General features: G+C 71.0%; 20 protein-coding genes. 14 read left to right on the top strand and 6 right to left on the bottom strand.

All coding sequences use genetic code 11. The features are described from left to right. Positions 1–4 precede the first annotated feature (4 nt). The 8 genes from OG700_RS12375 to OG700_RS12340 all read left to right on the top strand — a co-directional run bounded on the left by OG700_RS12375 (position 5) and on the right by OG700_RS12340 (position 9,432). On the top strand, positions 5–1,063 hold the full coding sequence (locus tag OG700_RS12375) for an ABC transporter ATP-binding protein (RefSeq protein WP_405612788.1): 1,059 nt from the start codon (positions 5–7) through the stop codon (positions 1,061–1,063). After that, complete coding sequence (locus OG700_RS12370; protein ID WP_405612785.1) at positions 1,056–2,225, top strand: ABC transporter ATP-binding protein; 1,170 nt, start codon at positions 1,056–1,058, stop codon at positions 2,223–2,225. Before OG700_RS12375 ends, OG700_RS12370 begins: the two co-directional genes overlap by 8 nt. 157 nt (positions 2,226–2,382) lie before the next feature. After that, positions 2,383–4,011, top strand: coding sequence for an ABC transporter substrate-binding protein (locus OG700_RS12365; RefSeq protein ID WP_405612782.1), 1,629 nt, complete (start codon positions 2,383–2,385; stop codon positions 4,009–4,011). Positions 4,012–4,121: 110 nt separating this feature from the next. Further along, the gene (locus OG700_RS12360; protein WP_405612779.1) at positions 4,122–5,045 is read left to right on the top strand and encodes an ABC transporter permease; all 924 of its coding nucleotides are present in this window, start codon (positions 4,122–4,124) and stop codon (positions 5,043–5,045) included. Next, positions 5,038–6,018, top strand: coding sequence for an ABC transporter permease (locus OG700_RS12355; protein WP_405612776.1), 981 nt, complete (start codon positions 5,038–5,040; stop codon positions 6,016–6,018). The genes OG700_RS12360 and OG700_RS12355 overlap by 8 nt, the downstream gene beginning before the upstream one ends. An 11-nt stretch (positions 6,019–6,029) precedes the next feature. Next, positions 6,030–7,007, top strand: a complete 978-nt coding sequence (locus tag OG700_RS12350; RefSeq protein WP_405612774.1) for an ABC transporter ATP-binding protein — start codon at positions 6,030–6,032, stop codon at positions 7,005–7,007. Then, a complete protein-coding gene (locus OG700_RS12345) occupies positions 6,997–8,136 on the top strand; it encodes an ABC transporter ATP-binding protein (protein WP_405612771.1) in 1,140 nt (379 codons plus the stop codon). The genes OG700_RS12350 and OG700_RS12345 overlap by 11 nt, the downstream gene beginning before the upstream one ends. A 204-nt stretch (positions 8,137–8,340) precedes the next feature. Continuing rightward, a complete protein-coding gene (locus tag OG700_RS12340) occupies positions 8,341–9,432 on the top strand; it encodes a hypothetical protein (protein WP_405612769.1) in 1,092 nt (363 codons plus the stop codon). Positions 9,433–9,492: 60 nt separating this feature from the next. On the opposite strand, the gene OG700_RS12335 is transcribed toward OG700_RS12340, so the two are convergent. Further along, positions 9,493–11,676, bottom strand: a complete 2,184-nt coding sequence (locus OG700_RS12335) for a prolyl oligopeptidase family serine peptidase (protein ID WP_405612766.1) — start codon at positions 11,674–11,676, stop codon at positions 9,493–9,495. Between the two features lie 180 nt (positions 11,677–11,856). On the opposite strand from OG700_RS12335, the gene OG700_RS12330 reads away from it, so the two are divergent. Next, the gene (locus OG700_RS12330; protein WP_405612764.1) at positions 11,857–12,051 is read left to right on the top strand and encodes a hypothetical protein; all 195 of its coding nucleotides are present in this window, start codon (positions 11,857–11,859) and stop codon (positions 12,049–12,051) included. 137 nt (positions 12,052–12,188) lie between these two features. On the opposite strand, the gene OG700_RS12325 is transcribed toward OG700_RS12330, so the two are convergent. Beyond that, entirely contained in the window at positions 12,189–13,610 is a 1,422-nt protein-coding gene (locus OG700_RS12325; RefSeq protein WP_405608350.1) for an IS1380 family transposase, read from the bottom strand. 203 nt (positions 13,611–13,813) lie between these two features. Here OG700_RS12325 and mshB point away from each other — a divergent pair, with 203 nt between their 5' ends. The 3 genes from mshB to OG700_RS12310 all read left to right on the top strand — a co-directional run bounded on the left by mshB (position 13,814) and on the right by OG700_RS12310 (position 17,663). Continuing rightward, complete coding sequence (mshB, locus tag OG700_RS12320) at positions 13,814–14,716, top strand: N-acetyl-1-D-myo-inositol-2-amino-2-deoxy-alpha-D-glucopyranoside deacetylase (protein ID WP_405612761.1); 903 nt, start codon at positions 13,814–13,816, stop codon at positions 14,714–14,716. A gap of 89 nt (positions 14,717–14,805) precedes the next feature. After that, positions 14,806–15,243: a DUF6113 family protein gene (locus OG700_RS12315; protein ID WP_405621641.1), complete on the top strand. Its 438-nt coding sequence runs from the start codon at positions 14,806–14,808 to the stop codon at positions 15,241–15,243. A gap of 218 nt (positions 15,244–15,461) precedes the next feature. Beyond that, the gene (locus OG700_RS12310) at positions 15,462–17,663 is read left to right on the top strand and encodes a hypothetical protein (RefSeq protein ID WP_405612758.1); all 2,202 of its coding nucleotides are present in this window, start codon (positions 15,462–15,464) and stop codon (positions 17,661–17,663) included. A 325-nt stretch (positions 17,664–17,988) separates the two neighbouring features. Here OG700_RS12310 and OG700_RS12305 read toward each other — a convergent pair whose 3' ends face one another. Together OG700_RS12305 and OG700_RS12300 are read right to left on the bottom strand one after the other, a co-directional pair. Beyond that, positions 17,989–18,834 carry a tetratricopeptide repeat protein gene (locus OG700_RS12305; protein ID WP_405612755.1) on the bottom strand — a complete coding sequence of 282 codons (846 nt, stop codon included), beginning with the start codon at positions 18,832–18,834 and terminating at the stop codon, positions 17,989–17,991. 17 nt (positions 18,835–18,851) lie between these two features. Continuing rightward, positions 18,852–19,859: a GNAT family N-acetyltransferase gene (locus OG700_RS12300; RefSeq protein ID WP_405612752.1), complete on the bottom strand. Its 1,008-nt coding sequence runs from the start codon at positions 19,857–19,859 to the stop codon at positions 18,852–18,854. Positions 19,860–19,998: 139 nt separating this feature from the next. Here OG700_RS12300 and fdxA point away from each other — a divergent pair, with 139 nt between their 5' ends. Both fdxA and OG700_RS12290 read left to right on the top strand, forming a co-directional pair. Beyond that, a complete protein-coding gene (gene fdxA / locus OG700_RS12295) occupies positions 19,999–20,325 on the top strand; it encodes a ferredoxin (protein WP_189111520.1) in 327 nt (108 codons plus the stop codon). A 98-nt stretch (positions 20,326–20,423) separates the two neighbouring features. Beyond that, positions 20,424–21,518 (top strand): bifunctional succinyldiaminopimelate transaminase/glutamate-prephenate aminotransferase, encoded by a 1,095-nt coding sequence (locus tag OG700_RS12290; RefSeq protein ID WP_405621639.1) that lies wholly within the window; start codon positions 20,424–20,426, stop codon positions 21,516–21,518. A gap of 99 nt (positions 21,519–21,617) precedes the next feature. On the opposite strand, the gene OG700_RS12285 is transcribed toward OG700_RS12290, so the two are convergent. Together OG700_RS12285 and OG700_RS12280 are read right to left on the bottom strand one after the other, a co-directional pair. Further along, positions 21,618–22,055 carry an ATP-binding protein gene (locus tag OG700_RS12285; RefSeq protein ID WP_405612749.1) on the bottom strand — a complete coding sequence of 146 codons (438 nt, stop codon included), beginning with the start codon at positions 22,053–22,055 and terminating at the stop codon, positions 21,618–21,620. Between the two features lie 288 nt (positions 22,056–22,343). Continuing rightward, entirely contained in the window at positions 22,344–23,330 is a 987-nt protein-coding gene (locus tag OG700_RS12280; protein ID WP_405612747.1) for a hypothetical protein, read from the bottom strand. Positions 23,331–23,412: the final 82 nt, after the last annotated feature.

Genomic DNA, 23,412 nt, shown 5'->3' with positions numbered 1-23,412 from the left:
GTACGTGACCATCATCGAAGAAACCTCAAGTGTCCCGACGCCCCGATCGGGCGGCTCCGACACCACCCCGCTGCTCGAAGTACGCGATCTCCACGTGGAGTTCCACACCCGCGACGGTGTCGCCAAGGCCGTCAACGGCGTCAACTACAGCGTCTCCTCGGGCGAGACCCTGGCCGTGCTCGGTGAGTCAGGCTCCGGCAAGTCCGTGACCGCGCAGGCGATCATGGGCATCCTCGACATGCCGCCCGGCTCCATCCCGCAGGGCCAGATCCTGTACCGCGGGCAGGACATGCTCACCATGAGCTACGAGGAGCGGCGGAAGATCCGCGGCCGGAAGATCGCGATGATCTTCCAGGACGCGCTCTCCTCGCTCAACCCCGTGCTCTCGGTGGGCTACCAGCTCGGCGAGATGTACCGGGTCCACGAAGGGCTCTCCCGCAAGGCCGCCAAGGCCAAGGCCGTCGAGCTGATGGAGCGGGTCAACATCCCGGCGGCGAAGGCGCGGGTCAACGACTACCCGCACCAGTTCTCCGGCGGTATGCGCCAGCGCATCATGATCGCCATGGCGCTCGCGCTGGAGCCCGACCTGATCATCGCGGACGAGCCCACGACCGCGCTCGACGTGACCGTGCAGGCCCAGGTGATGGACCTGCTCGCGGATCTCCAGCGCGAGTTCAACATGGGGCTGGTCCTGATCACCCACGACCTCGGCGTCGTCGCCGACGTCGCGGACAAGATCGCCGTCATGTACGCGGGCCGGATCGTGGAGACCGCGCCGGTGCACGAGCTGTACAAGCGCCCGGCGCACCCGTACACCCGTGGCCTGCTCGACTCCATCCCCCGGCTCGACCAGAAGGGGCAGGAGCTCTACGCGATCAAGGGCCTGCCGCCCAACCTGCTCAAGATCCCGGCCGGCTGCGCCTTCAACCCGCGCTGCCCGAAGGCCCAGGACATCTGCCGTACGGATGTCCCGGTCCTCGACCCGGTGACCGAGCAGGACGGCACGGAGCTGCCCGGCCGCGGCAGCGCGTGCCACTTCTGGAAGGAGACGATCCATGGCTGAGCCGAAGAAGACGACCGGCGACCCGGCCGCGGACGCCGCGCCCGCGGTCGTCACCCCCAATGTCACCGAGGTGGCGGAGATCGAGGCCGCCACCGAGTCGGCGGCGGTCGCCGCCATCGAGGCGCCGGTGGAGCGCGGGGAGCCGATCCTCCAGGTCCGTAATCTGGTCAAGCACTTCCCGCTGACCCAGGGCATCCTCTTCAAGCGCCAGGTCGGCGCGGTCAAGGCCGTGGACGGGGTCTCGTTCGACCTCTACCAGGGCGAGACGCTGGGCATCGTCGGCGAGTCGGGCTGTGGCAAGTCCACGGTCGCCCGGCTGCTGATGACGCTGGAGAAGGCGACCGCGGGCGAGGTCTTCTACAAGGGCCAGGACATCACCCGGCTGTCCGGGCGGGCGCTCAAGGCGGTCCGCCGGAACATCCAGATGGTCTTCCAGGACCCGTACACCTCGCTGAACCCGCGGATGACGGTCGGCGACATCATCGGCGAGCCCTTCGACATCCACCCCGAGGTGGCGCCGAAGGGCGACCGGCGCGGCAAGGTCCAGGACCTGCTCGACGTCGTGGGACTGAACCCGGAGTACATCAACAGGTACCCGCACCAGTTCTCCGGCGGCCAGCGCCAGCGCATCGGCATCGCCCGCGGTCTCGCGCTCAACCCCGAGATCATCATCTGCGACGAGCCGGTCTCGGCGCTCGACGTGTCCGTGCAGGCGCAGGTCATCAACCTGATGGAGAAGCTCCAGGACGAGTTCAACCTGTCCTACATCTTCATCGCGCACGACCTGTCGATCGTCCGGCACATCTCCGACCGGGTCGGTGTCATGTACCTCGGCAAGATGGCCGAGATCGGTACGGACACCCAGATCTACGACCACCCGACGCACCCCTACACCCAGGCGCTGCTGTCGGCGGTCCCGGTCCCCGACCCGGAGGCCCGTACCGGCCGTGAGCGGATCATCCTCTCCGGCGACGTGCCGTCCCCGGCGAACCCGCCGTCCGGCTGCCGCTTCCGTACCCGCTGCTGGAAGGCCGAGGACAAGTGCGCCAAGGAGGTCCCGCTGCTGGCGATCCCCGAGCGCTTCGTCACCTCGACCACCCCGGCGGCGCACGAATCGGCCTGCCACTTCGCCGAGGAGAAGGACGTCATCCACGCCGTGTGAGACGTCGATGAGTGTCGGTGAGTGAACGACGAGAGGCCCGGACCGAGCGCGGTCCGGGCCTCTCGTCGTTCCCCGCACGGGTGCCCAATACATGCGCGAAATATGAAAGGGAGTGATATTTGGGCCTAAGTGACAGTCAGGACTCAGGAGGAACTCCATGCGCGGAGCCACGCACGCCAAGTGGGCCGCAGGTGCGCTCGCCGTCGCCCTCACGGCGACAGCCTGCGGCGGCGGTGGGAGCGGCGGCGGGGGTGGCACCGACGGTGTGCTCAGCTCGTCCTGGGGCGACCCGCAGAACCCGCTGGAGCCCGCCAACACCAACGAGGTCCAGGGCGGCAAGGTCCTCGACATGGTCTTCCGGGGGCTGAAGCGGTACAACCCGAAGACCGCCAAGGCCGAGAACATGCTCGCCGAGAAGATCGAGACCACCGACTCGACGAACTTCGCCATCACCGTGAAGAGCGGCTGGACCTTCAGCAACGGCGAGAAGGTCACCGCGAAGTCCTTCGTGGACGCCTGGAACTACGGCGCGAACCTGAAGAACAACCAGCGCAACGCCTACTTCTTCGGCCAGATCGACGGCTATACGGCGGTCCACCCCGACTCGGGCCGGCCCACCGCCACCACGCTGTCCGGCCTCAAGGTCACCGGGCCGCAGACCTTCACCGTCAAGCTGTCCCAGAAGTTCTCCACCTGGCCGGACACCCTCGGGTACGCCGCGTTCGCGCCGCTGCCCTCCGCGTTCTTCAAGGACCACACGGCCTGGCTCGCCAAGCCGGTCGGCAACGGGCCGTACACCATCGACTCGTACACCAAGGGCTCGCAGATGTCCCTGCGCAAGTGGGACAAGTACCCGGGCTCGGACAAGGCGCAGAACGGGGGGGTGGACCTCAAGGTCTACACCGACAACAACACCGCCTACACCGACCTGACGGCGGGCAATCTGGACCTCGTCGACGACATCCCGGCCTCCCAGCTCAAGAACGCGCCGTCCGACCTGGGATCGCGCTACATCAACACCCCCGCGGGCATCATCCAGACCCTCGCCTTCCCGTTCTACGACAAGGCCTGGAACACCCCGGACGGGAAGAAGGTCCGCACGGGGCTGTCGATGGCGATCAACCGCAAGCAGATCACCGAGACGATCTTCCAGAAGACCCGCACCCCGGCCACCGACTGGACCTCCCCGGTGCTCGGCGCGGCGGGCGGCTACAAGGCCGGCCTCTGCGGCAAGGCCTGCGACTACGACCCCGCCGCCGCGAAGAAGATGATCGCCGACGGCGGCGGCCTCCCTGGTGGCCGGATCCAGCTCACGTACAACGCGGACACCGGCTCCCACAAGGACTGGATCGACGCCGTCTGCAACAGCATCAACAACACCCTGGGCAACGACCGGGCGTGCGTCGGCAGGCCGATCGGCACCTTCGCCGACTTCCGCGGCCAGATCACCGACCAGAAGATGCCCGGTCCGTTCCGGGCCGGCTGGCAGATGGACTACCCGCTGATCCAGAACTTCCTCCAGCCGCTGTACTACACCAACGCCTCGTCCAACGACGGCAAGTGGACCAACGCCGAGTTCGACAAGCTCGTCAACGAGGCGAACGCCGAGAGCGACACCCAGACGGCGGTCAAGAAGTTCCAGCAGGCCGAGGGCGTCGTGCGGGACAACATGGCCGCCATCCCGCTCTGGTACCAGAACGGCAGCGCCGGCTACTCGGATCGGCTGAGCAACGTCCATCTCAACCCCTTCAGCGTCCCCGTCTACGACGAGATCAAGGTCAGCTGACGCCGGAGCCGTGAGGCCCGGCGCACCCTCCCCGTGCCGGGCCGCACCCGTCTCCGGCCACCCGCGACCAGGACCCGACCAGGACCCGACCACGACCCCCGGAGCCCTTCATGGGACGTTATGTGATCCGGCGTCTGCTCCAGATGATCCCGGTCTTCATCGGTGCCACGATGCTGATCTTCCTCATGGTCAACGTGATGGGCGACCCCATCGCGGGTCTCTGCGGCGAGCGGGCCTGCGACCCGGCTACCGCCGCGCAACTGCGCAGCCAGTTCGGCCTCGACAAGCCCGTGTGGCAGCAGTACCTCACGTACATGGGCCACGTCTTCACCGGCGACTTCGGTACGGCCTTCAACGGCCAGCGGGTCACCGAGCTGATGGCCACGTCCTTCCCGATCACCATCCGGCTGACGATCGTCGCGATCGTCTTCGAGATCATCATCGGCATCACGCTCGGCGTGCTCACGGGACTGCGGCGCGGCCGGCCCGTCGACAGCGGCGTCCTGCTGCTGACCCTGGTCGTCATCTCCGTACCGACGTTCGTGACCGGCCTGCTCGTGCAGCTGTTCCTCGGGGTGAAGTGGAACATCATCTCCCCGTCGGTCTCCACCGCCGCCCCGCTCGGCGAACTGATCGTGCCGGGCCTCGTACTGGCCTCCGTGTCACTGGCGTACGTCACCCGGCTGACCCGCACCTCCATTGCCGAGAACAACCGCTCCGACTACGTCCGTACCGCCGTCGCCAAGGGCCTGCCGAGACACCGCGTGATCACCCGGCATCTGCTGCGCAACTCACTGATCCCGGTGATCACCTTCATCGGCACCGACATCGGCGCCCTGATGGGCGGCGCGATCGTCACCGAGCGGATCTTCAACATCCACGGCGTCGGCTACCAGCTCTACCAGGGCATCCTGCGCCAGAACACCCAGACCGTCGTCGGCTTCGTGACGATCCTCGTCATCGTCTTCCTGCTCGCGAACCTGCTGGTCGACCTGCTCTACGCCGTACTCGACCCGAGGATCCGCTATGCCTGAGCCACAGCCCCCGAAGGACGAAGGAGTCATCGCCCCCACCGGCACCGGCGGCGCGATGGACCTCGCCACCAGCGACGGCGCCGGCCTCGAAGGGCTCGACCAGGGCGACGGCAAGGGGCCCGACGAGAGGGCCCGCAGCCTCTGGTCCGACGCCTGGCGCGATCTGCGCCGCAACCCGGTCTTCATCGTCTCGGGCCTCGTCATCCTCTTCCTGGTGATCATCGCGATCTGGCCCCAGCTGATCGCCTCCGGCAACCCGCTCTCCTGCGACCTCGCCAAGGCCCAGCAGGGCTCGCAGCCCGGCCACCCCTTCGGCTACACCGCCCAGGGCTGCGACGTCTACACCCGTACCGTCTACGGCGCCCGCGCCTCGGTCACCGTCGGCGTCTGCGCCACCCTCGGCGTCGCGATCGTCGGGGCCGTGCTCGGCGGGCTGGCCGGCTTCTTCGGCGGCTTCTGGGACGCGATCCTCTCCCGCGTCACCGACATCTTCTTCGGCATCCCGGTGGTGCTCGGCGGTCTCGTCCTGCTCTCCGTGGTGACCAGCTCCACCGTCTGGCCCGTGATCGGATTCATGGTGCTGCTCGGCTGGCCGCAGATCTCCCGGATCGCCCGCGGCTCCGTCATCACCATCAAGCAGAACGACTTCGTCCAGGCGGCGCGCGCCCTCGGCGCCTCCAACTCACGGATGATGCTGCGGCACGTCCTGCCCAACGCCGTCGCCCCGGTCATCGTGGTGGCGACCATCGCGCTCGGCACGTACATCGCGCTGGAGGCGACCCTGTCGTACCTCGGCGTGGGCCTCAAACCGCCCGCCGTGTCCTGGGGCATCGACATCTCCGACGCGTCGAAGTTCATCCGCAACGCCCCGCACATGCTGCTCTGGCCCGCCGGTGCCCTGGCCATCACCGTGCTCGCCTTCATCATGCTCGGCGACGCGGTGCGCGACGCCCTCGACCCCAAGCTGCGCTGAGGAGCCGGTCCATGTTGCTCGAAGTGCGCGATCTGCACGTGGAGTTCCACACCCGCGACGGCGTCGCGAAGGCGGTCAACGGGGTCAGCTACTCGGTCGACGCGGGCGAAACCCTCGCCGTGCTCGGCGAGTCGGGCTCCGGCAAGTCCGTCACCGCCCAGGCGATCATGGGCATCCTGGACGTCCCGCCCGGAAAAATCGCGGGCGGCGAGGTGCTGTTCAAGGGCCAGGACCTGCTCAAGGTCAAGGAGGACCAGCGGCGCAAGATCCGCGGTGCCGACATGGCGATGATCTTCCAGGACGCGCTCTCCTCGCTCAATCCGGTGCTCAGCGTGGGCGCGCAGCTCGGCGAGATGTTCATGGTGCACCGGGGGATGTCCCGCAAGGACGCGCGGGCGAAGTCGGTCGAACTCATGGACCGGGTAAGGATCCCGGCGGCCAAGGAGCGGGTGAACGACTACCCGCACCAGTTCTCCGGCGGTATGCGCCAGCGCATCATGATCGCCATGGCGATGGCGCTCGAACCCTCGCTGATCATCGCGGACGAGCCGACGACCGCGCTCGACGTGACCGTGCAGGCCCAAGTGATGGAGCTGCTCGCGGAGCTGCGGCGCGAGCTGAACATGGGGCTGATCCTGATCACCCACGACCTCGGCGTCGTCGCCGACGTCGCGGACAAGATCGCGGTGATGTACGCGGGCCGGATCGTCGAGTCCGCCCCCGTCCACGACATCTACAAGGCCCCCGCCCACCCCTACACCCGAGGGCTGCTCGACTCCATCCCCCGGCTCGACCAGAAGGGCCGGGACCTGTACGCGATCAAGGGCCTGCCGCCCAACCTGCTGCACATCCCGCCCGGTTGCGCCTTCAACCCGCGCTGTCCGCGAGCACAGGACATCTGCCGTACGGATGTGCCGCCGCTCTTCGAGGTCGACGAGAACCGGCACAGCGCCTGCTTCTTCTGGAGGGAGACGCTCGATGACGTCTGAGTCCGCCGAGCCCATTCTGCGAGTGCGCGACCTGGTCAAGCACTTCCCGCTCACCCAGGGCATCCTCTTCAAACGGCAGATCGGCGCGGTCAAGGCCGTCGACGGTGTCTCCTTCGACCTGGCGGCCGGCGAGACGCTGGGCGTCGTGGGCGAGTCCGGCTGCGGGAAGTCGACCGTGGCCCGGATGCTGGTCAACCTGGAGCGGCCGACGGCCGGCGAGATCCGGTACAAGGGCGAGGACATCACCCGGCTGTCGGGCCGCGCGCTGAAGGCCGTACGCCGGAACATCCAGATGGTCTTCCAGGACCCGTACACCTCGCTGAACCCGCGGATGACCGTCGGCGACATCATCGGCGAGCCCTTCGACATCCACCCCGAGGTCGCGCCGAAGGGCGGCCGGCGGCGGATGGTGCAGGACCTGCTCGACGTGGTCGGCCTCAACCCGGAGTACATCAACCGCTATCCGCACCAGTTCTCCGGCGGCCAGCGCCAGCGCATCGGCATCGCCCGCGGACTGGCGCTGCGGCCGGAGATCATCGTCGCCGACGAACCGGTCTCCGCCCTCGACGTGTCCGTGCAGGCGCAGGTCATCAACCTGATGGAACGCCTCCAGAACGAGTTCGGCCTGAGTTACGTCTTCATCGCGCACGACCTGTCGATCGTCCGGCACATCTCCGACCGGGTCGGGGTGATGTACCTCGGGCGGATCATCGAGATCGGCACGGACACCCAGATCTACGACCACCCCACCCACCCGTACACGCAGGCGCTGCTCTCCGCCGTGCCGGTACCCGACCCGGCGGCCCGCGAGGGCCGCGAGCGGATCATCCTGACCGGTGAGGTGCCCTCGCCGGCGCATCCGCCGTCCGGCTGCCGCTTCCGTACCCGCTGCTGGAAGGCGCAGGAGCGGTGCGCGCTGGAGGTGCCTCTGCTGGCCGTGCCCGCGGTCTTCCGGGAGACGCGGGGGCCGGCTGAGCACGACTCGGCGTGTCACTTCGCCGAGGAACGGCAGGTGGTGCGCAGTGCGGCCGGACCTGCGGCCGGACCTGCGGCCGGGTCCGGAGAGGCGGCGCGCGGGGACGGTGGCGGGGGCGGGGAGCAGGGGCCGGATCCGGACAAGGAGAGGTGATTGAGACGTCAGGCCCGTTGACACGCAGGAAACTTCACCGACGCCCCGCCGATATACGGACGGGCCACATTGGTCGACGTACGGCCGTGCGGGTGCCGTTGGGCCGGCCGGGATCCTGAGGTCCCGGCCGGTCGCCCCCTCCGGGGGCTGCCGGGTGCCTCCGGTGCCCTTGTTCCCGGAGCGTTCAACCGGGACCATCGCAGGGTGATATTCACCCGCGGGGCCCGGATCACCGGCGCCGTGCTGTGCGCCGTGCTCGCCGCCGTCACCGCCGCGTGGATCGTGCGTGACCTCATGGCGACGGACCGGCCGGTCGACCTCTGGTGGTTCTGGGCGGGTCAGGGCGACATCCGGGCCGCCACCCCGCCGGTGACCACTCTGCTCGACCCCGTGCTGCTGGTCGTGTACGCCGTCGTGGCCGCCACCGTGCCGCGCTCGGCGGTCGCCGCGTCCGCGCTCTTTGCCACCGGCGTCCTGACGATCGCCGTCCGGCTGCCGGGTCTGTGGGTGCTCGGCTCGTCGTGGATGGACGGCCGCGCCCCGGACGACCTCCGTACCCGTGCGCTGCTCTGTGCCTTCGGCGTTCTCGGGGCGGGCGTCGCGCTGCTCGGCACGGCCGTGGCCGGGCGCAGGCCGCCGGACTCCGCGTACGCGCTGACGCCGACCCGGCCCGCGCAGGGCGTCTCCGTGGCCGCCTTCCTGCTGCTGGGTGCCGCGGCGGGCATCTGGGCGGCCTGGGAGGTCTATTGGGGGCGGCGGCTGGGCCTCGACGCCTATCTCGGCCGCGTCACCGGCGAGTCCGTGCTGATGCCGCTGCTCGGTACGCCGCCCGGCTGGCTGAACACGGTGATCGTGCTGCTGTGCCTCACGGCGGCCGTGGGGGCGCTCTTCGGCACCCCGTTCTCCCGGCCGCTCGGCATGGTGGCGGCGGCGCTGCTGGTGGGGGTCGGCGGCGCGGCTCTGGCGACGGCCCTGCGGTACGAACAGCTCGACCACTTCGACGAGTTGACCACCGTCGAACAACTCTCCCTGGCCGGACTGCTGTTCGGGCTCGGCGCGGGCTGTCTGGCGCTGTTCGCGCTCGCCCGCGGGGGCGAGGAGGACGTGCCGGGCGCCGGGCCGTACGGACCGGCGTGGGGGCAGCCGGAACGGGAGCCGGAGCCGGAGCCGGAGAGGTACGGGCAGGGGTACGGATACGGGTATCCGGCGGGCGGTGGTGGCGGGAGTGGTGGAGGTGGCGGGAGTGGTGGCGGCGGATTCGGGCCGCCACCCTCGTCGCCGCCGCCCGGCTGGTGAGGGCACCAGCCGGGCGTACGGCACTTACGTCACCTACGGCGCGTACGCCGCGTACGGCGCCTACGTCATCCCGAGCGAACGCTTGAGGAAGTCCACCTGGAGCAGCAGCAGATTCTCCGCGATCTGCTCCTGCGGCGTCATGTGCGTCACCCCGGTGAGCGGCAGCACCTCGTGCGGCCGGCCCGCAGACAGCAGCGCCGACGACAGCCGCAGCGTGTGCGTCATCACGACGTTGTCGTCGGCCAGCCCATGAATGATCATCATCGGTCGCGCCGGGCTCGCGGACCGCGCCAGCACGTCGTCCGTGACCAGCGAGTTGGCCGCGTAGACCTCGGCCGCCTCCGCCGGATCGCCCAGATAGCGTTCCGTGTAGTGGGTGTCGTACAGCCGCCAGTCGGTGACCGGGGCGCCCGCGATCGCCGCGTGGAAGACGTCGGGGCGGCGCAGCGCGGCGAGCGCGGCGAGGTAACCGCCGTACGACCAGCCGCGGATGGCCACCCGCGATTGATCCAACGGGAACCGCTCGGCGAGCGCCTGGAGCGCCTCGATCTGGTCGTCGAGGGTGAGCGGCAGATTGTCCTTCACCGCCTTCTCCCAGCCGGGGGAGCGGCCCGGACTGCCCCGGCCGTCCGCGATGACGACGGCGAAGCCCTGGTCGGCGAACCACTGTGACGTGAGGTACGGATTGTGCGCGGCCAGCACGCGCTGGCCGTGCGGTCCGGCGTAGGGATCCAGCAACACCGGAAGCGGACCATCCGCCTCCCGGTACTCCGTGGGGAGCAGAACGGCGCACGGAATTCGGTGTGCGCCCCCCGCCGTGAGCTGGACGCGCGGGGCGAGATTCGGCTGTTGCGCGTACGAGGCGACGACGGCGAGTTGCCTACCCTCCCGCACCACCCGCACCACCGTTCCGCTGACGTCCGGCCGGGCCGACGCCAGCACCATGACACCGCCCGCGCGGACCGCGGTGTGCACGCCCGCGCCCTCCGAGACGCGCTCGCAGTCCTTCAACGGGCCGTCGTCCCCGTAGGGGACCCGGTAGACGTGGATCTCGCCGGTCTCGGGCACCTGCGCGGTCTCGCCCGCCGCCGCCGACACCAGCACGTCCCGTTCGCCGATGTCGAGCACCGCGCGCAGCTGCAACTCGGGCCCGGTCAGCGCCCGGTCACCGACGACCAGCACCCGCGCGCCGCCCCCGGCCCCGGTGCCGTCCTCGGTGTCCGGGGTGTCCACTATCCGCACCAGCTCGCCGCCGGGCGTCAACGCCGGTACCCCGGAGAACAGTTCAAGCCATGCCGGGTCCGTCTCCGCCCGTACCAGCCGCGTCTCGCCGCTCGCCGTGTCGACCGACAGACAGTGCTGACGGCGCTGATCCCGCGCCTGGACGAGCAGCAGCGGGGCGCCCGCCGACGACCAGTGGACGGAGGCGAGATACGGCGACTCTGCCCGGTCCCAGACCACCTCCGTACGCGAACCGTCGAGGCCGATCAGGAAAAGCCGCACGTCAGCGTTGGGTGTACCAGCCGCGGGATAGGCGATCGTGGACGGTTCGCGGTCCGGATGCGCCGGGTCGGCGATCCACCACCGCTGGACGTCGGCCCCGTCGACCCGCGCCACCAGCAGCTGGTCCGACTCCGGCGACCACCAGAAACCGCGTGAGCGGGCCATCTCCTCGGCGGCGATGAATTCGGCCAGACCGTAGGTGGTCTCCCCGTCCTCCGGCGCCGCCAGCTCACGGTCGCCGTCCCCCTCGGCGCCCGTCACCCGCAGCGTGCCCCCGGCCACATACGCGATGTGCCGCCCGTCGGGCGACGGCCTCGGGTCGATCACCGGCCCCGGCACGGGCAGTTCGCGCGCCGTCCCGGCCCGCAGCTCGGCGGTGAACAGCCGCCCGGACAGGGCGAAGGCCGCCAACTCGGTGGCGCCGTCGACCGCGTAGGCGACGATGCCCGCCGACCCCTCACGGCTCCGCTCCCGGCGGGCGCGCTCCTCGGCCGAAAGCTCCTCCGGTGTGCCTGCCAGCAGGGCTTGAGGGTCGGCGGCGATCCGCTCGCGCGCCGTACCCGATCTGTCGTCGAGATCGAGCACCCACAGACGGTTCGTACGGTCCGTTCCCGAGGTGGAACGGAGGAAGGCCACCCGCGAACCGTCGGGGGACACCGTGAAGGCGCGCGGAGCACCGAGCGTGAACCGCTGGGTCCTTGCGTATTGGCGAGGAAAGGAGAGTTGTTGCCCTGAGGTCATACGACCGAACCTAGCGTCCGTCCCAGGCGTTCGTGCGCCCCCATGTGCTGCCGTGCACCGATCGATGCGTTCCGGCGGATAGTTATGATCCATACCGCCAGGTGGGTATGTACCCGCCGGCACATGCGTGTTGCTCGTCCCGATCGAATATCCGCCGAACATCTGTGGAGGTGAACCGCCGTGGCACTCTCGATTTCGGCGGTGGTGCTGCTGGCGATCGTCGTCGTCCTGTTGGTCCGGAAATCCGGACTGAAAGGTGGACACGCGTTGGTCTGCGTCTTACTCGGTTTCTATCTGGCCAGCTCCTCGGTGGCCCCCACGATCAGCGAACTGACCACCAACGTGGCGGGGATGATCGGCGGCATCAAGTTCTAACCTCGCCGTTTCAGTTGGGGTTGCTGGGCGGCTGAGCGAGGTTGTTTGAGGCTGGGTCGGCCGGTGGGCATGGTGAGGGCCCGACGCGGGGTCGGGTTCTCCGAGGTCCTTGGGTTGAGGTGGGCGGGGGTGGTGGGTCAGCCGGCGGGGCGGGGTAGTGCGGCCAGTCGGTGGAATGCGGCCGTGAGCTCGTGTCGCCAGGGCCAGGTCGCCGATATCCGGAGGCGGAGGCGGCGGCTGCCCCGGGTGATTCTGGCGGCGACGTGCAGGAGCCGGTATCGGAGTTTCTTGGGTTCGGCCGTGGCGAGTTCGCCGTCCAGGAGGAGGGTGCGGGTCCAGGCAAGGAGGTCGATCGCCGCGAGGCTGAGTTCGAGCCAGGCGGCGTTGACGCCGAAGCGGCGGGAGGGGAAGCGGCCGAAGCCGGTGGTCTTGCCGCACCGGATGTGGTCTTCGACGGTGGCGTGCTGGCGGTGGCGGACCTCCAGGAACTGGGCGGAGCCGGAGGTGAACGGGGTGTCGGTGAGAAAGACCTGGTGCCGCATGCCTTCGTCCTGGTCGAAGAGTGAGAGCTGGGCTCCGGGGTGGGGATGTTCGCGGCGGACGATGATGCGGGTGCCGTCCGGGTAGCCGGCAAGGTCGGTCATGCCGGTCAGTTCGGCGACCTCGGCGGACTCGCGGAGGGTGCCGTCCTGGTCCAGGGCGGGGTGCCAGACCTGCTCGGGCAGGGCCCGGATCGCGCGGCGGACTGGTTCGGTGACCGCGTATCCGACTGAGAAGAAGGTGCGGATTCCGCGTGTTCGCAGGTCTCGGATGTGGCTGAGGAACGCTTTCGCGGATCCGGCGCTGTCGGTGCGGATCAGGATGTCGGTGCCGTGCCGGTGGGCGTCGGGGATCTGCGCGAGAGCGTCGTCCAGAACCGCGATGTGATCCGCGGCCGTGTTGGCTCCGGAGTTTCCGGGCCGGAGGCGCCCGGACATGGCCTCGCCGGTGTTGGCCAGGAAACACAGCAGGGGGTGGAAGCCGAAGCCGCCTTTGTAGGTGGGTGCGGCCTGGACCTTCTCCGAGTGGCAGGTGATCAGCGTGGCGTCGATGTCCAGGACCAGTCCGGGCACTTCCCGCCCGCCGGCTTTCGCCGCCGGTATGCCGCAGCGGGTCTCGGATGCCTGGAGCCAGGCCACTTCCCGAGCCTGAGCCCGGGCTGAGCGCAGGCGGCCCAGTACGCGTTCATCGACGGCGGCCAGCACCCGCCAGGCAGTCGGTGTCGAGGCGATGGGGCCGAACACCTCGCGCTGGTCGCGCAGGACGGCCAGATCCGTGATGGTCTCGCCGCCGGCAGCCACCATCACCGCGAGGTCGGTAGCGATCCGGCCCGGGTCATGACCAGTACCGCGTGGCCGGAGCGGTCCGAGCGCGGTGGAGTACGCGCTGGTCAGTCCGGTGACATCGGCGAGATCAGCCAGCAGCCGTGCCCCGGCATGACCGATCACCCCCGCCCCGTCAGCAGAGACATGAAGCCTGGGACGCGAACCGATACCCTGCACGCAGAAAGTGCCTTCCACCTGGACCGACAGAACCCCTCGACAAGGTTCATCGTCCCAGCTCGGAAGGCACTTTCGCGTTCACGGCCAGCAACTGGTCGCACGCCAACTGAAACGGCGAGGCTAACCTCTCCCGGCAAGCTTTGCCCCGCCGCAGCACCGGCCCGGCGACATTCCGTTCCGGGCCGATCCACCCGACCGGCCCGGCCTCGTACGCTGTGCGCATGACCGATCTTCCCGACCGTCGCCTGCTCCTGGTCCACGCGCACCCCGACGACGAGTCGATCAACAACGGCGCCACGATGGCCAGGTACGCGGCCGAGGGCGCCCGGGTCACCCTGGTGACCTGCACACTGGGTGAGGAGGGCGAGGTCATCCCGCCCGCCCTCGCCCATCTGGCGCCCGGCGGCGAGTCGGCGGGCGCCTCCAGCGTGCTCGGAGCCCACCGCGAGGGTGAACTCGCGGCGGCGATGCGCGAACTCGGCGTCACCGACCACCGGCTGCTCGGCGGCCGGGGGCGCTTCCGGGACTCCGGAATGATGGGCTTCCCGCAGAACGACCGCGAGGACGCCTTCTGGGGCGCGGACGTGGACGGCGCCGCCGCGTACCTCGTGGAGGTGATTCGTTCCGTACGGCCGCAGGTGCTGGTGACGTACGACCCGCACGGCGGCTACGGCCACCCCGACCACATCCAGACCCACCGCGTCGCCACGCGCGCCGCCGAACTGGCCGCCGACGCCGGCTTCCGGCCCGGCCTCGGCGCCCCGCACCCGATCGCGAAGATCTACTGGAACCGGGTGCCGCGCTCGGCCGCCGAGGAGGGATTCGCCCGACTGCGCGCCGCCGGGGCGGACTTCGAGGGCGTCGCGGACATCGGGGACGTGCCCGGTGTGGTGGACGACGGCGAGATCACGGCGGAGATCGACGGGACGGCGTACGCGGCGCGCAAGGCCGCGGCGATGCGCGCCCATGAGACCCAGATCGTCGTGGACGGTTCCTTCTTCGCGCTCTCCAACGGCCTCGGACAGCCACTTTTCAGCACGGAGTACTACCAGTTGGTGCGGGGCGCCTCCGGCGCGGACGCCGGCGTACGTGAGACGGATCTCTTCGCCGGGGTGGGCGTGTGAGCGGGCCTGAGGACGCGCGCCCGCCGAAGGCGGCCGGCGGTGCGGGGGGTGGTGGTGCCCGTGCGACCGGGGCTACTCGTGCGGGTGATGTGACGAGCGGTGCCACGGGTGCGGGCGCCGCGCGGCGTGGCGAACCCGGGGCGTGGCTCACGTCCCCGCCGAGACCCGGCCGCATCGCCGCGTACCTCGGTCTCCTGGTCCTCGGAGCGGTGGTCGGCACGGCGGGCGCGCTCGTCCAGGGCGGCTGGTTCCCCGGCGGTCTGATCCTCGCGCTGCTCGCCGCCGCGGGCCTCTTCCACGGAGGCCGGACCGCCACCGGAACCTCGTTCGGCGTCGGCGCCCCCGCCGCGGGCTGGCTGATCGCCGTCATCGTGCTGAGCCTCGGCCGGCCGGAGGGAGACGGTGTTTTCGCGGCGGGCCTGGGGCCGGTCGTCTATCTGCTGGGCGGTGCGCTGGTGGCTGTGATGTGTGCCACCATGTCGCGGTCACCGCAACCGGCCGCGGAGTCCGGCCGACTTGGAAAGTGACGTGCCCGTCCGGTATCTGTCGGCCAACCGTCGGCCCGAATCGACCCCGTCCGTACGGTCGGTGGAATGAATGGTTCCCCCGGTCGTCGGGTGTGGTCCGGCGCAGGACAGTATGGTGGTGCGCGCTCCGGGCCGTCCCCTGGCCTCCGGCTTGGGGGACCCACAACGGTTGAGTACCAGTAAGAACGGGCGGCGGAGCCAACCCGGGAGAACTTGCTTTGAGTCGTGAAACTGACAGTTCGTCCTCCGGGCCCCAGGGGCGCGGCGGAGCCGCGTACCCCTCGGGGACACCGCCGTACGGATCCCGCCAGTATCCGTCGCCGCACCCTGAGCAGGACGCTCCGGAGGAGACAGCCGAGGCCCCGGCCCAGCCGGACGAGCCGAAGACCGAGACCACGCTGACCACGCGTATCCGGATCAACATCCCGGGTTCGCGGCCGATTCCGCCCGTCGTCATGCGTACGCCCATGAGCGATACGGACAGCGGCCCGTCCGGACGGGGCGGGCCGGCGGGTCCGGCCGCGCCGCCGGACCGGGGCGACGACACGGGTGGGGTGCCGCGTTCCGGCGCCGGACCCGACACCGGCGCGGCCGACGAGGACGCGCCGGCGGGCGACAAGCCCCCGACGAGCGACTGGTTCGCGCCGCGCAAGCCCTCGACCGGGGGCACGCTCGGCGGGGCGATGGGCGCGGGAGCCGCCGCGACGGCTCCGGGGCCGACGATCCCCGGCCCCGGGCCTGGCCCCGGCACCGGTGGGCGCTCCGACCTCCCGTACGGCTCCGACACCGGACCGGACACCCGGGGCGGCGCGGGCGTGCCGCGCCCGCCGGCCCCGGGAGGCAACGCCTTCATGCCGCCCGCCGGCGGCGCCACACCGGCGTTCGGCGGCGGCGGGCCCGACGGACCGACCACGGGCCCCGCGAGAGGTACGTCCTCGCTCGCCTTCCTGGACCTGCCGCCCGGCGCCGACCTGGGCGCATCGGCCGGCCCCGCGGGACCGGCCGGCCGCGACGACCGGGATGACCGGGACAGCCGGGATGACCGGGACAGCCGGGACGACCGCGGCGGACGGCCGCGCATGTCCGACGACACGGCCATACTGACCCCGCAGACCCCCGCCCCCGAGCCCGCGAGCGGGCCGCCCGGCGCCCATGTCTCGGGCGACACGCTCACCAGCGGTATCCCGGTGGTGCCCTCGGAGAGCCGCTCCCCGTTCCCGCCCGCCGGTTCCCAGACGGGCCCGGTGCCGCGCGCCGACCTGTCCGGGGGACGGCTCCAGGACGGCCAACCGCCCGCGCCGCCCGGCCCGTCGGCCGGTGGCCCCATGGCCGCGGGGCACTCGTCCCACGGCGGCGGCAACCCGGACTTCTCGTCGCCGGACTTCCCCGGCGCGCCGGGACCGGTGTCCGGCACACCCGCCCCCGCCTCGGGTCCCGCACCCGCGCGGACGGCGAGCCCGCCTCCCAAGAAGAAGGGCCGCTCCAAACTGATGGGCGCCGGCGTGGGCGTCGTCACGCTGGTCGTGATCGCCTACGGCGCCGGACTGCTCCTGAACCACTCCGACGTACCGAAGGGCACCACCGTCCTCGGGGTGGACATCGGCGGCGGCACCCGCGACGACGCGGTGGACAAGATCGACGTGGCGCTCGGCAAGCGCTCGACCGCGCCGCTCCAACTGTCCGTCGGCGGCAAGAAGGAGGAGCTGGCGCCCGACAAGGCGGGGCTCAGCCTCGACAGCCAGACCACCGTCCGCAACGCGGCGGGCAGCGACTACAACCCGGTCTCCGTGATCGGCTCGCTCTTCGGCGGCGAACGCGTCACCGAGCCGGTGATCCCGGTCGACGAGGAGAAGCTGCGCGTCGCGCTCACCGACCTCGCGGGCGACTCGGGCTCGGCGGCCGACGGCACGATCAAGTTCGAGCCGGGCAAGGCCGTCGCCGTACCGGGCAAGGCGGGCAAGACACTTGACGTCGAGCGCTCGATGATCTCGGTGAAGGACGCCTACCGCGCCCATGTCGAGACGGGCGAGACGAACACCGTCGAACTGCCCATCGGCAGCCGCGAACCGACGATCGATCAGGCCGAACTCGACCGCGCGATGAAGGACTTCGCCGAGCCGGCGATGTCCGGCCTGATCACGATCAAGGCGGGCGGCCGGCAGATCCAGTTCGGCCCCGACCGGTCACTGCCGCAGATCCTCTCCATGAAGGCGATCGACGGCAAGCTGGTCGAGGTCTACGACCGGGCGGCGATCGAGCAGTTGCTGGACGGCGTCTTCGACGGCCTGACGATCACCAAGGGCGACGGCAAGGAACACCCGCTGTCGGCGGCGGATGTGGCCCAGGCGATGCAGAAGCCGCTGCTGGGCAAGACCCCGGCGGAACGCACGGCGGAGATCGCCCTCGACCCGCAGGGTTAGGTCCTGTCCGGTGGATCTTCGGGGATCGGCCCGGGGCGTCTGGTGCGGTGCGTCGCAAGGCGGAGGATCGTGCTCGTACTGGACGTACTCGGATGCCTTCGAAAACGCTGTCAACGAAGCGAGGCCGTGCCGGGCGTCCCGGGCCCCGAAGATCCGCCGGACAGGGCCTAGGGCGTGCCAGGCGTCGTCGGCCAGGCGGGACTTTCGAAACACGCCCTAACACCACGCCCGGGCGCCGGACGGGCTGAAGCCCGTCCGGCGCTTGAGGACGACAGGACGGCCCGGCCCGCCGGCCGGACCCGTGGGACCACGCCCACGCCCGCCCTCAGTTCAGCATCGCGCGGGCCGCCCGCGCCTTGTGGCGGATCGCGTCCGCCGTCGACGGCTCCACCGCCGCCACCACCTCCGCGTACTCGTCCAGCTCCGCTGCCCCCGCCAGGAAATCCCCGCGCCGGACCAGCAGTTGGGCGCGTTCGTAGCGGAGCCGGGCCGGGTGGGAGGGCAGCAGGAGACTCAACTCGACCGCCCACAGGGCGACATCGCCGCGTTCCGGGCGTGTCGACGCCCACGCGCGGATGTTGTTCAGGACCCGCACCACGACGTGCAGCGGTTCGGCCGAACTCAGCATCGACGGCTCCAGAGGGGTGCCTGTCGCCCCCGTGACCAGCGTCTCGGTGTCCCGCCGCGTCAGGAGCCGGCCGCCCGCGTACGGGTCGACCAGGACCTGCTGGTCGGGTTCCCCCGGCGCGCCGAGGCCGACGACGAAGTGGCCGGGCAGGGCCACCCCGTACACCGGCGCTCCCGCGCGGCGCGCGACCTCGGTCCACAGCACGGACAGCAGGATCGGCAGCCCGCGCCTGCGCCGCAGGACCTCGTGCAGCAGGGAGGCCTCCAGCCGCTGGTACTCGCCAGGGGTTCCCTGGAAGCCGAGGCGGGTGCCCAGCAGGTCCGCCAGCGCGGTGGCCCAGGCGTGCGGGCCGGTGAGCCCGAAGGGCAGCATCCCGGCGAGCCGGTCGAGTTCGATCTGCGCCGCGTCGAGCCCGGCCTCGTCCAGCGCGGAGTCCGCCTCCGTACCGATGAGAAGGCAGAGCAGCGCGACGTCGGGCCGCTCGGCGCGGGCCTCGGCGGCGAACCGGCTCCGCCGGTCCGCCGATGACGGTTGAGGTTCCATGGCCGGTCCGTCGCTCCTCACGCGGCTCGGAAGTGGTGGTACCGGTGGTGCGTGGCGAAGCCCATGCCGTCGTACAGCGCGCCCGCCGCCCCGTTGTCCGACTCGACCTGGAGCCACGCGGCGGACGCGCCCTCGTCCAGCGCGCGCCGGGCGAGCGCCCGCATCACCGCGCTCGCCAGCCCCTGCCGCCGCCGCGCGGGATCGACCTCGACGGCCATGAACCCCGCCCAGCGCCCGTCGACGACACACCTGCCAATCGCCGCAGGCACCCCGTCGTCGGCCGCCACCGACGCGAACCACACGGACGGCCCGCCGCCCAGCACCCGCAGCACGTGTGGCCCCGGTTCCTCGAAGCGCTGGTAGCGGCGGAGCCACGCCTCGTCGCAGGCGCGGTCGAGGCGTACCCGCGCGGCTGACCCGGTCTCAGGTGGGCCGTCCGCGAGCGGCGCGAGCGCCCCGACGCGCAGCTCGGCCGTGACCTCCCGCTGCCAGCCCCGCGCCTCCAGTTCGGCGCAGAGCCGCTCCTGCGTCCCCTCGGCGCCCGTGGCGGTCTGGATGTACGCCGGCAGGCTCCGCAGGTCGTACCAGCGCCGTACGCGCGTCAGCGCCTCGTCCAGGGGCATTCCCGGATCGCCCAGCGGCAGCACCGAGTTGGCGCGCCGGGTGAACCCGGCGGACGCGCGCAGTTCCCACTCGCCGAGTGCCTCCCGTTCCACGGGCGGCCACGCCCGCGCCGCCACCCGGGCCAGCTCCCGGAACGACGCGGCGGGGCCGCCCCGCCGTCTGGCCGGTGCGGCCGGGACGACCTTGCCCGCGACGAGCGAGGATTCCGGGATCCGCACGGTCTCACCCGTACGTCGTGTGACGAGGACCACACCGTCGTCCCAGGATGTGAGAACGCCGACCGTGTCGGTGAACTTCTCCGCGCCGTCCAAGGCGCCGGTCAGACGCCGTACCGACACGCGTTTACCCACGTCAGTGCGGGTGATGCGGACCTCCAGCCGTCCGCCGGTGGTGAATTCCACTGCTCTGTGCGCCCCTCCTGTGCGGATCGTGCCCAGGAACGGAGATACTAGGTGCGGGCATCGACGACGCCGCGCTCCCGCGCGCCCGTGGACGGAGCCGCAGATGGCCCGCCGCGCCCTATCGAGGAGGAACGACAGCGTGACCTACGTCATCGCGCAGCCTTGTGTGGATCTCAAGGACAAGGCGTGCATCGAAGAGTGCCCGGTCGACTGCATCTACGAGGGCTCCCGGTCCTTGTACATCCACCCGGACGAATGCGTCGACTGTGGCGCCTGTGAGCCGGTGTGCCCGGTCGAGGCGATCTTCTACGAGGACGACACCCCGGAGGAGTGGAAGGACTACTACAAGGCGAACGTGGAGTTCTTCGACGAGCTCGGTTCCCCCGGTGGCGCGTCCAAGCTCGGTCTGATCGAGCGTGATCACCCCTTCATCGCCGCACTTCCGCCGCAGCCTCAGAACGACTGACAGGCGCGCCCCCGGTCCCGTACGGCACGCCGCCGTACGGGACCGAGGCGTTTGTCCCGTCGTACCGAAAAGTGAGCACTGTCGAGAAAGTGAGCACCGTGTCCGCAGTCTCCTCACGCCTTCCGGTCTTCCCCTGGGACAAGCTGGAGCCCTACAAGGCGACAGCGGCGGCCCATCCTGACGGCATCGTCGACCTGTCCGTCGGGACCCCGGTCGACCCGGTGCCCGAGCTGATCCAGCGGGCCCTGGTCGCGGCCGCGAACTCGCCCGGCTATCCCACCGTGTGGGGAACGGCCGAGCTGCGCGACGCGCTGACGGGCTGGGTCGAACGGCGGCTCGGGGCGCGCGACGTCGCGCACACCAACGTCCTTCCGGTCGTCGGCTCCAAGGAGTTGGTGGCCTGGCTGCCGACCCAGCTCGGCCTCGGCGCCGGTGACCGGGTCGCGTACCCACGGCTCGCCTACCCGACGTACGAGGTGGGCGCCCGGCTGTGCGGCGCGGAACCCGTCTCCTACGAAGACCCGACCGCACTCGACCCGGCGGGCCTGCGGCTGCTCTGGCTCAACTCGCCGTCGAACCCGACCGGCCGGGTCCTGGACAAGGCCGAGCTGACCCGGATCGTCGCCTGGGCGCGTGCGCACGGCGTGCTCCTCTTCAGCGACGAGTGCTATCTGGAACTCGGCTGGGAGGCCGAGCCCGTCTCGGTGCTCCACCCGGACGTCTGCGGCGGCTCGTACGAGGGTGTCGTGGCCGTCCACTCGCTCTCCAAGCGCTCCAACCTGGCCGGCTACCGCGCGGCCTTCCTCGCGGGCGACGCGGCCGTCCTGGGCGAGCTGCTCCAGATCCGCAAGCACGGCGGCATGATGACGCCGGCGCCGGTGCAGGCGGCGACCGTCGCGGCGCTGGGCGACGACACGCACGTGGCGGAGCAGCGCGTGCGGTACGCGGCCCGCCGCACCGCCCTGCGCGCGGCCCTGGAGGGCCACGGCTTCCGGATCGAGCACAGTGAGGCGAGCCTGTATCTGTGGGCGACGCGTGACGAGCCGTGCTGGCAGACGGTGGCGCACCTGGCGGCGCTGGGCATCCTGGTGGCGCCGGGGGACTTCTACGGGCCCGCCGGCGCGAGTTTTGTACGGGTGGCGCTCACGGCGACGGACGAGCGCGTGGAGGCCGCGGTCAAGCGACTGGGCTGAGTCCCGTCGCCGGCCGGGCGGGCCGACGGCATGAAGGGGTGCGGGGAGTACGTACTCCCCGGACCCCTTCACATGTGCGTACGTGCCGGCCGGCTCAGGTCAGCCGAGCGGCAGGGTGTTGACCGGGAGCTTGTCGGTCGGCAGACCCCCGAGGGATTCGGTCGGCAGGCCGTTCTCGGTGACGGACGTGGCCGCGTCGCCGAGGGTCTGTCCGGCGCCGCCGGCGGCTTCACCGGCCGCCCGCTGCGCGACGGGGGTCGCCTTCCTGGCGACGCCGCCGAGGGTCTCGCCGGCGGCCGGGACGGAGGTGCGAACCGTCTCGGCGCCGACCTCGCCCGCGATGCCGGTCGCCTGGCGGGCGCCGCTGTCCAGCGTGTCACCGAGGGCGGCGCCGTCCAGCTGGGAAACGCCGCCGAGGTCGGTGGCCTGCGGGAGGGCTGCTGCGTTGGCGGAGCCGGCCGCACCGACCACGGGGGCTGCGCCCGCCGCGATAAGCAGCGCGGCACGGGCGATCCGACGGGTCAGGGGGAGGGACATGATGCTCCTTTGACGGGAGAGGGAATTGTCGTGTCCAGTGAGCGGACGCAGTGACAACCCCTCGAAGGGCACCGGAGGTTGCGGTGTGCAAGAGTAAAGAATTGGCAATGCGTCGCATTATCGGTTACGGATAAAAACGGTCAAAGGATCCTCGGCGCGGAAATCTGGCAAACCGTCACTTCGCTTTTGGAGCAGGGGATTTGGCGCCACGCGGGGCAACTGCCCGGTGGGGCCGCGCAATGCCCCCCGAATATGCCCCGGCCGCCACGTCCGGGTTACCCCGCCGTACTACTGCGCGATACGCATTCGAACGTCGTTCGCGGCGGTTTTCTCCGGACCCGATTGGCCGCCCGTCTTCCGCCAGCCCTCGTCGGACTTCGCGACGCTCCACACCCGGTCTCCTACGGAGACCTCGGTGATCCGCAGATCGGCGGAGCGTGCCACCGCCCAGTGGGCGAGTTCCCAGCCGCGCGCCCCGTCCGACGCGCCGACCGGCACCGCGACCTCGGCCGGACCCTTCGCGCCGGTCTCGCCGCCCGGCTGCCCGCCCGCCTCGCCGTCCCCGCCGTCCGTGCCGCCCTTGCTCGCCGGATCGGCGCCTGCGGTGCTCGTGCTCGGCAGCACCTCGGGCCCGAAGGTGTGCGTCAGCGCGGCCCGTACCTTCGCCGGATCGCCCGGTCCGCCGTCGCCGCCGCCCGTGCAGGTGAGCGTCGCGGCGGCCCGGCCGGTGAGCGCGGCGGACAGCAGCGTCGCGTCCGGCTCGTGCTTCGCGTACGCCTGCGGGAACCCGCTGCGCTGGACGCGCTGGGCCGCCTCCGTAAGAGGAAGCCGCGAGTAGCCGGGAACCTCGGCCAGCCCCTCGTAGAACTTCCCCGCCGAGTACACCGGGTCGAGGATCTGCTCGACCGTGCCCCAGCCCTTCGACGGGCGCTGCTGGAACAGGCCGACGGAGTCCCGGTCGCCGTAGTCGATGTTGCGCAGCGCCGACTCCTGGAGGGCGGTCGCCAGCGCGATCGTGACGGCGCGCTCGGGCATGCCGCGGGTGGTGCCGACCGCGGAGATCGTGGCGGCGTTCGCCGCCTGCTCCGGGCTCATCTCGTACGTCGGGACGTCGCCGTCCGACGACTCGGCGGCCCGCGCCGTGCAGCGCGGCGGGCCGCTGTCGTCGGACACGTACCGCACAGCGACATAGCCGGCCACCGCGAGGAGCACGGTGAACGCGGCCGTGAGACGCAGGAGTCGGCCGCGACGGGGAGGGGAAGCGGTCTCGGACACGCAGCCCACCGTACCGGCCCCGGCGCCCGGCCAGGACCCGCCCGCCCACCCCCTGCCGCACCCGCCGGACACGGGCCACGCC

This window comes from Streptomyces sp. NBC_01508 (assembly GCF_045040315.1).
Lineage (GTDB): Bacteria > Actinomycetota > Actinomycetes > Streptomycetales > Streptomycetaceae > Streptomyces.
This window is presented reverse-complemented; position numbering and strand designations above follow the sequence as displayed.

Bases quoted from the DNA above. Each gene is read 5' to 3' on its own strand.
- OG700_RS12370 (WP_405612785.1), top strand. From the start codon at position 1,056: ATGGCTGAGCCGAAGAAGACGACCGGCGACCCGGCCGCGGACGCCGCG.
- OG700_RS12365 (WP_405612782.1), top strand. From the start codon at position 2,383: ATGCGCGGAGCCACGCACGCCAAGTGGGCCGCAGGTGCGCTCGCCGTC.
- OG700_RS12360 (WP_405612779.1), top strand. From the start codon at position 4,122: ATGGGACGTTATGTGATCCGGCGTCTGCTCCAGATGATCCCGGTCTTC.
- OG700_RS12355 (WP_405612776.1), top strand. From the start codon at position 5,038: ATGCCTGAGCCACAGCCCCCGAAGGACGAAGGAGTCATCGCCCCCACC.
- OG700_RS12350 (WP_405612774.1), top strand. From the start codon at position 6,030: ATGTTGCTCGAAGTGCGCGATCTGCACGTGGAGTTCCACACCCGCGAC.
- OG700_RS12345 (WP_405612771.1), top strand. From the start codon at position 6,997: ATGACGTCTGAGTCCGCCGAGCCCATTCTGCGAGTGCGCGACCTGGTC.
- OG700_RS12335 (WP_405612766.1), bottom strand. From the start codon at position 11,676: ATGACCTCAGGGCAACAACTCTCCTTTCCTCGCCAATACGCAAGGACC.
- mshB (WP_405612761.1), top strand. From the start codon at position 13,814: ATGACCGATCTTCCCGACCGTCGCCTGCTCCTGGTCCACGCGCACCCC.
- OG700_RS12305 (WP_405612755.1), bottom strand. From the start codon at position 18,834: ATGGAACCTCAACCGTCATCGGCGGACCGGCGGAGCCGGTTCGCCGCC.
- OG700_RS12285 (WP_405612749.1), bottom strand. From the start codon at position 22,055: ATGTCCCTCCCCCTGACCCGTCGGATCGCCCGTGCCGCGCTGCTTATC.